The sequence below is a fragment of the Streptomyces sp. NPDC085946 genome, from assembly GCF_044540485.1.
In the GTDB taxonomy this organism is placed as follows: domain Bacteria; phylum Actinomycetota; class Actinomycetes; order Streptomycetales; family Streptomycetaceae; genus Streptomyces.
Genome location: NZ_JBITSF010000031.1, coordinates 62,995 through 69,613 on the forward strand (window position 1 = coordinate 62,995; position 6,619 = coordinate 69,613).

Annotated in this window: 7 protein-coding genes and 2 pseudogenes; 6 read left to right on the top strand and 3 right to left on the bottom strand. The window is 69.7% G+C overall.

Features of this window, described 5'->3' with window-relative positions; genetic code table 11:
• Positions 1–25: 25 nt before the first annotated feature.
• Entirely contained in the window at positions 26–733 is a 708-nt protein-coding gene (locus ACIF8T_RS36085) for a hypothetical protein (RefSeq protein WP_400041153.1), read from the bottom strand.
• A 652-nt stretch (positions 734–1,385) separates the two neighbouring features.
• Here ACIF8T_RS36085 and ACIF8T_RS36090 point away from each other — a divergent pair.
• Entirely contained in the window at positions 1,386–1,568 is a 183-nt protein-coding gene (locus ACIF8T_RS36090) for a hypothetical protein (protein WP_400041155.1), read from the top strand.
• Positions 1,569–1,618: 50 nt separating this feature from the next.
• On the top strand, positions 1,619–1,879 hold the full coding sequence (locus ACIF8T_RS36095) for a helix-turn-helix transcriptional regulator (protein ID WP_400041156.1): 261 nt from the start codon (positions 1,619–1,621) through the stop codon (positions 1,877–1,879).
• A gap of 648 nt (positions 1,880–2,527) precedes the next feature.
• On the opposite strand, the gene ACIF8T_RS36100 is transcribed toward ACIF8T_RS36095, so the two are convergent.
• Positions 2,528–2,920, bottom strand: a complete 393-nt coding sequence (locus tag ACIF8T_RS36100; protein ID WP_400041158.1) for an STAS domain-containing protein — start codon at positions 2,918–2,920, stop codon at positions 2,528–2,530.
• A gap of 163 nt (positions 2,921–3,083) precedes the next feature.
• On the opposite strand from ACIF8T_RS36100, the pseudogene ACIF8T_RS36105 reads away from it, so the two are divergent.
• The 4 genes and pseudogenes from ACIF8T_RS36105 to ACIF8T_RS36120 form a co-directional block, all read left to right on the top strand.
• Positions 3,084–3,323 (top strand): annotated as a pseudogene (locus tag ACIF8T_RS36105) (ATP-binding protein); the annotation flags it as partial.
• 821 nt (positions 3,324–4,144) lie between these two features.
• Positions 4,145–4,385, top strand: a pseudogene (locus ACIF8T_RS36110) (hypothetical protein).
• A 104-nt stretch (positions 4,386–4,489) separates the two neighbouring features.
• Positions 4,490–4,645: a DUF6131 family protein gene (locus ACIF8T_RS36115; RefSeq protein WP_400041160.1), complete on the top strand. Its 156-nt coding sequence runs from the start codon at positions 4,490–4,492 to the stop codon at positions 4,643–4,645.
• 921 nt (positions 4,646–5,566) lie between these two features.
• Entirely contained in the window at positions 5,567–5,770 is a 204-nt protein-coding gene (locus tag ACIF8T_RS36120) for a cold-shock protein (protein ID WP_400041161.1), read from the top strand.
• A 313-nt stretch (positions 5,771–6,083) separates the two neighbouring features.
• Here the strand turns inward: ACIF8T_RS36120 and ACIF8T_RS36125 are convergent, their stop codons facing one another.
• A complete protein-coding gene (locus tag ACIF8T_RS36125; RefSeq protein ID WP_400041163.1) occupies positions 6,084–6,293 on the bottom strand; it encodes a hypothetical protein in 210 nt (69 codons plus the stop codon).
• Positions 6,294–6,619: the final 326 nt, after the last annotated feature.

Below are 6,619 nucleotides of genomic sequence, written 5' to 3' on the forward strand. Positions count from 1 at the left end.
CTGATTCGGTTGCATCGAGGACATCTCACCCCCCTGGATGCGGAGGCGCTGGCATGTCACCCGCAGCCGGACGTGTGGGCGGCACGGGCGGCGGTGCGTATGGCGCGGGCGGCGGCGACACCGGCTGCGGTGGTGTCCACTGACCGGCACCCGGCGGTGGCGTCGGTATGTCGGGATCAACCGCGTACTGCGGCTGCACCGCTCCTACGGACTGCTCCTGCCCGCCGTCGCCGGACTGCGCGGCCTTGCCCGCCACCTTCCCCAGATGCCCCACAGCCAGCCCGGCCAGCAACGCCCCTCCCAAGAACATCCCTGGACGCCGACGGGCGAAGCTCTGAAGATCGCCGGCCATGCCTTCGACTCCCTGCCTGTCCACATAGTCGGCCGCCCGACGCCCGCGGTCGGCCACCTGAGTCGCGACGCTGCGGACGGGCGAGCCCTCCGGAGCGTTCTCCGTGAGCTCGGCCAGGTCCTGTGCCCACTGCCGCAACACCCCCGCAGCCCGCCGGGTCTGTCCTTCGGCTTCGTCCAGGGCACGGCTGCACAGCTCCCGGACGACTGAGCCGGCCTGCTGCCGAGCCTCTCCCGTGACCTCCTTCGCCTGCTGGACCGCCGTAGACGCCACTTGGCCCGCGGCCTGTCTGGCCTGATCGGCGGTGGCCGACGTCTCGACCCTGGCTGTCTCCCCGGCCTGCTGCAGCTTGCCGCCCCCGTCATGTACGGACTCACTCATCAGCAAATCTCCTCGGCGAGCCAGCCCCATGGCTCTCATGGGGTGCTTCACCCGAGTGACTGATTAGAGAATTTTCACACAAATTTACAAGAAGTGCGTGAATTGGGAGGAGAAAGCCGAGAGGCCGCGCAGAAGGCTGGCGGCCGGTTGCCCCGCTTCCGCAACTGACCGAGCAAGCCGCAACGACCGACTGCGCGGGCAAGCCCAGGACAGTGCTGGGCAAGCCCGCATTGTCGGTGGCGGCTATAAGGCTGATCGCCATGAACGGCGATGGGCAGCTGCTGAAGGTACGCGTCTACGGCCACGACCACGACCACGACGACCCCGGCCCGCTCCCACACCGGACCTACGCTGAACTGGTCGGCGGACCACTGGGCGGCCTGCTGCTGGACATCCACGGGTGGCGGACCGAGGAAGTCGACGACGGAGTGGCCCTGTCCACTGAACTCAGGCGGTGGCCCGGCGGCCGCGCCCTGTACGACCCGCCCCTGGTGAACCCCGCGCCCAGGGACGGAGACGAAGTGCACGCGCAGCGCAGCCCCGGCCCGCGGGGTGGACGCCGGGGGAGTTCACTGCCTCATGCGCGCGACGCGCGCGTTAGGCCCTGCCGGTCCGGGGGAAGGGCCGGTGGGGTGTGCGGGAGAATCCGGACGTGACGATTGACCGCCGCCCGCTGGGCACAGGCCCCCTGCACATGGACGACCCCACCGCCGAAGCCGAGCGCGTCCCGCGTGCCCGGCTCGCCGCCGAGCGCCTGCCCACCGTCCTGCCCGCCCCCACAGTGGCGCCGCGTCCGACTGGTCGCCGCGTCCTGGGCGCCGCCCCCGACGCGTGAGTCGGGCTGCTGGGGACGTCGGCGGGCAGGGAGAGGGAGGACACGGAGTCATGAGCACCACTCGCCCCTTACTGACCCAGCGCGAAGCCGCCGCCGCGTGCGGCGTGAGCCGTACGACGATCCGGCGCCGCCGGAAAGCCGGCGAACTGCCCGGGGCCGTGCTCGACGAGGACCGCGGCTGGCTCATCCTCACAGAGGACCTGCTCGTCGCCGGGTTTCGGCTGAACGCCTTCGCGCCCTCTGATCCCACGGCACGCCCACAGCGCACTCGGCCGGGACCGATCCGGGCACACCGGCCCCGGCGAGGGTGAGCTGCGGGCTGAGCTGGAGCGGCTGCGCCACGAGCACGTCCTGGCGCTCGCCCGGGAGCAGCACGCCCGCGCGCTCGCCGAGACCGAGGTCCGCCACCTGAAGGAACGCCTGCAGGAGCGGGCCGCCCACATCGAGGACCTGCAGCGCGCCCTGGCGGACCTGGCCCCGGCCCCGGACCTCGCGACCGTCCCTTAGCCCGCGCCGCCGTGCCCGCGTCGGCCCATGCCCATGCCCATGCCCCTGCCGCAGCCGAGGGCGCCGGGCACGGCTTAGCCTCGGGCAAGCGGCGTCGCTGGCGGCCGGGCCGCGACTGACGCCACCTGGTGGCGCTATGAGGCTGCGATGGGTCTTGTGTGCGTTTGACGTGCACGCGTGCACGTGCACCCTTGTGCCTCCGGCATCTGCGCGCACGCCTCCGGCCGGTTTCTGTATCACTGCAGCTCACCAGGCGGTTTCGGCATGGTCGGGGAGGCTGACATCCCTCTCTGTGCGCCCCTACCGCTCCTGGCTTGACGGAAAGGGCGGGAGGGAGCGGGTGGGCCGTGAGGGCGCGCCTTGGAGATTGGGAGGCCTGGAGGTTGCTCGCGCGTCGGCGGGACCTTCGCGCGTGCCCGGCCGGGATGGCCGGCGGCGGTAGGGGGTGCTGGTCAGGGGGTGAGGGTGAGGGCGTGGCGGAGGGTGTCGCGGCAGTCGATGAGCTGGTCGATGCCGACGAGCTGCAGAACGCGTCGCACCGAGGGTGTCGGTTCGGCGAGGCGGAGCCAGCCGCCGGCTTGGGTGATGTGCTGGTGGGCGGTGATGAGGATGTTGATGCCGCTGGAATCCATGAAGGCGACCTGACGCATGTCGATCACGATGCGGGGCCGGGTTGTGCCGGTGATGTCCAGGGCCTGCTGGAGTGTCTCGCCGGTGTGGTGGTCGATCTCCCCGGCCAGGGTCAGCATCCGGATATCACCCGTGGCGGTGACCGCGATGGACAGCCCGCCAGGCTGCCGCGCCTGCTCAGCTTGTTCGGGTTTCAGCCTGGGTGTTTCCGCCATGCCGGTGATACTTACACACCGAAGGCCTCATCACGGGTGTCATGCCGCAGGCACGGGTGACGTGTTTGGTGCGACGAAAACCGGCACGGCAACGCACGGTGTGTCCTGTGGACACGCGGATAAATGGCAGGCCGGGTTATACGGGGCGGCGAGGATGAACGCGATGAATGCAGTACCGGTGGGCGAGGGCGGGACCCTGCCGTACGAGCGAGCCATACAGACCATGGTCGTATTGGACGGGGACGGAACCGATATCGCCCACGCCCGCCACCTGGCGGCCGGCTTTCTCACCCGGGTGCAGGCTGAGCACGGCCTGCCCGTCTCTCAGCGCGCCGTGGATATGACGCAGCTGGTGGTCAGCGAGCTGGTCACCAACGCCCGTAAGTACGCCCCCGGCCCTGTCGCGCGCGGGGCGGGCAGGCATCCCCCCGTCGCCTGCCCGCCCCGCGCCCCGTCGCCCGGCGCCGAGCGGGCCGCGCATCCGGGGAAGCGGGCGGCGCGTGCAAGAGCGTCCCGGAGCATCGGATATGGGCGCTCTCTCCTCAGTATCGGAGCCACGGGGATCCGGCAGGAGCGGCCTCCGGACTTCCGTTCCGCCTGAGGAGCCGCCTTTTGATCGATGCCGGCGACAGGGATCCGTATCGGCGGCAGCATCGGCTGCTGCGCATGACGACGCGCCGCCGAGGGGATTTCTACGCGACGCGCTGCCCCGGTCCCACGGCCGGTGTCTGAGCGTCCCGGTGGTCCAGGGACGCAGAGGGGGCCGTGCCGACTGCGTTCGGCACGGCCCCCGCCCGAGTCTCTCACCTAGCCACGCCGCGACCGCTGACGGCTGCGCATCTTGTGCGCAGGCGTCTGCGCTGTGCGCTGATCTGCCGTGGTGGGGCCTGTGGCCGGTGTGCTGGCGGCCGTGGTCGGCCCCGTGGTCGGGCCCCGGATGATCTTGGTCGGGTCTGTGGCCGGGGGTGTTGCGCAGCTTGTGCGAGGCGTCTGTGGATGCGCGGGATGCGTCCAGCCGACGCGCTGCCAGACGGGTGCGCATGGCCCGTTGCGGAGGATGCCGGTCGGCGTCGTGGCGAGGGCGGGGACGCTCGGCAGGGCGTCCGGTGAAGTTCATGCGCCGAGTCTCCGGTGGGACTGGTGTCGGCCGGTTCACCCGGTGCGGGTGATGCCGTCAGGCCGGGGCCGGGGTCAGCATGAACTGGTCTGTGCAGGGGTGAACGTATGCGTTACGAGTCGGGTCCACGGCCCTGTTCCGGACAGCGCTGCGCAGGTGCTGCCCGAACCGGACGCCGCGGTGCTGGGTGAGGACACCGTTTTGTATTTGTACGGGCCTGTCGTCGACGAGGCGCATCTCTTCGGTCTCCTGGCCCGTTTTCGCATACTGGTCCTGCTGGTCACGGAGATGCGGCAGGTGCCCTCACCGGTCAACGGTGACCGGCCGCCGCCCACGGATCAGCCCTGACGCAGCCCACCTGCTCTGGTCGCGCGCTCAACTACGCTGAGGCTTCCCTGACGCGGCGCTGCGGTTCATAGTGAGAGCAGTACTACTGCGCAACGGAGGCGGTCATGCTCCTCCTCGGCATCATCCTGCTGGTCGTCGGCTTCGTCACCGGCATATCGATCCTGTGGACGATCGGAATCGTCCTCGCGGCCATCGGCGCGCTCTTGTGGATCATGGGGGCCATGGGGCACGCGGTCGCCGGACGCCGGCACTACTGGTGACCTCCCCGCACACACTGCATCCAGCAGCGATCTCGCAAGCAGGGCCCGGCGCACCCGCCCAGACGCTCTCTGACATGTCCAGGGGACGTATTGGCCGAGGTCGTGGATGGGACGCTATACCGGTGCGGAGGGACCGTCGCTGCGCAGGCCAGTCAAGGGATGCCGCGAGCACGGGCCCTCGCGCTGGAAGCCGGTCATAGCTGGGCTGGTGGTGGCCGTGGGCGGTGTGCGCCGGGGGATCGGAAGCGCGCTTTGGGTCTGGTTGTGTGTCGGCCGGTGCCTCGCGTCTTGCTCCGTGTGAGCCGCAAAGCGGCGTACCGGAGGGATGGCACGCGGTCCGGCCGCGCTTTCCAGGATGCACGGCCGGACCGTTTCGCAGGGCGGAAGCCCGCGCACTCGTATCCTCCGTCATTGCTGGCCGATAAACGGGCAACGCGCCCGTGACAGGACAAGAACATGCACGGTCGCAGACAGCCCCTGCCTCCCCCCCTGCGTCTGGTATTGCTCGCGGAAGAGGTGAGTGCTTCGTCGACGGCGCGCCGCCGACTGCGCGGGACGCTGCCGTGTCTACGGCCCGGCTGTGCGGCGAGCCCGCGGCCGTGTCCGCCGGTCTGAACCTTTTGATCGGACTGCGTCGCCTTCTGGCCGAGGGGGGCCGGCTCCTGGTCACCGGCCTTCAGCACCGGCTGGCAAGCGTGCTATGCCTGACCGGGACCGAAATGCTGCTGACCCCCGACGCCGCACGGGACGCTCGACCACGCGCAGCCCACCTCGTTCATGGCTGCATCAGGGCCGGTCTGCTGGCGCCGGGCGTGGCTTTGGGCGCTTCTCCTTTCCAGCGCCCGATTGGTCGGAGATGATCAATTTTGCGGCCGCGTGGCAGGGTGCTGCGCCGCTTGATCAATGGTGAGGGAGAGCGAGATGGCCACCGGCACGGTGAAATGGTTCAACGCGGAAAAAGGCTTCGGCTTCATCGAGCAGGACGGCGGTGGGCCTGACGTGTTTGTCCACTACTCGGCCATCGCCGGCGGCGGCTACCGGGAGCTGCAGGAGGGCCAGAAGGTCCGCTTCGACATCACCCAGGGGCAGAGAGGGCCGCAGGCCGAGAACGTCACGCCGGCCTGAGCGATGACACCGACTGATGCCCGGCCGCCGGATACGGCTGGCACCGGCGGCAGCGGCCTGCACCCCCTCACCTCCCCCTCCTGCCCCCACAGCACGTCGTGGCCCCCTCTTCGCTGCCCACGCTGCTGACGCCGACGAGCAGCGCCTTTGTGACCTCGCTTCTGAAGACCTGGGCGATGTGTACTCCGCGACGGCAGCCGTTGTATCCCCATGGCCTGGACGTGGAATTCACCCATGTTGAGCACATCGAGTTCGACCCGTGGTGAGCATCGGCTGCGCAATGACACCACGTGATTGGACAGCTGATGCGCTGTCACGCCGAAGGTGATTGCGCAGCTGTGCCGGGGCCGGCGCCCAGAACGCGGCGCCCGGTCGTCGGACGCCGCGCTGGATTGGTGGCGGTCGGGCTGGTGGGAAGGAGTTGGGCGGCGAGCTGGGCACGCGGCGCGGACGGCAGCTTGGTGTCGGCCTCGGTGGCGGCGCGGACGGCTTCGGTGCCCAGCGGGCGGCGACGGTCGGTCATTGCTTGATTCTCTCTGCCGCCGGGAATTTTTTTCATTGCCTGGCTGGGGTGCCGTTTCGGTTCCAGGGCACGTGCGTGTCGCATGGGCGAGACGGTGAGCTTTGGTGAGGACCAGGCGGTGGTCCTGGCGGTGGCGCTGCCGGCCGGAGCGAGGGTGAGGACTGGAAGGTGCGGCGGTGACATCGCCGGACGCAGCCCTGTGTAGTCCGGTGCTGACATGAATGGTGGGTAAGAGGTCGTCTCATTTGGCGAGTCTGCGGTAACAGATGAGGGTGCAGGCGATGGCGGTGAAGGCGAGGAAGTGGTCGGCTTTTCGTTCGTAGCGG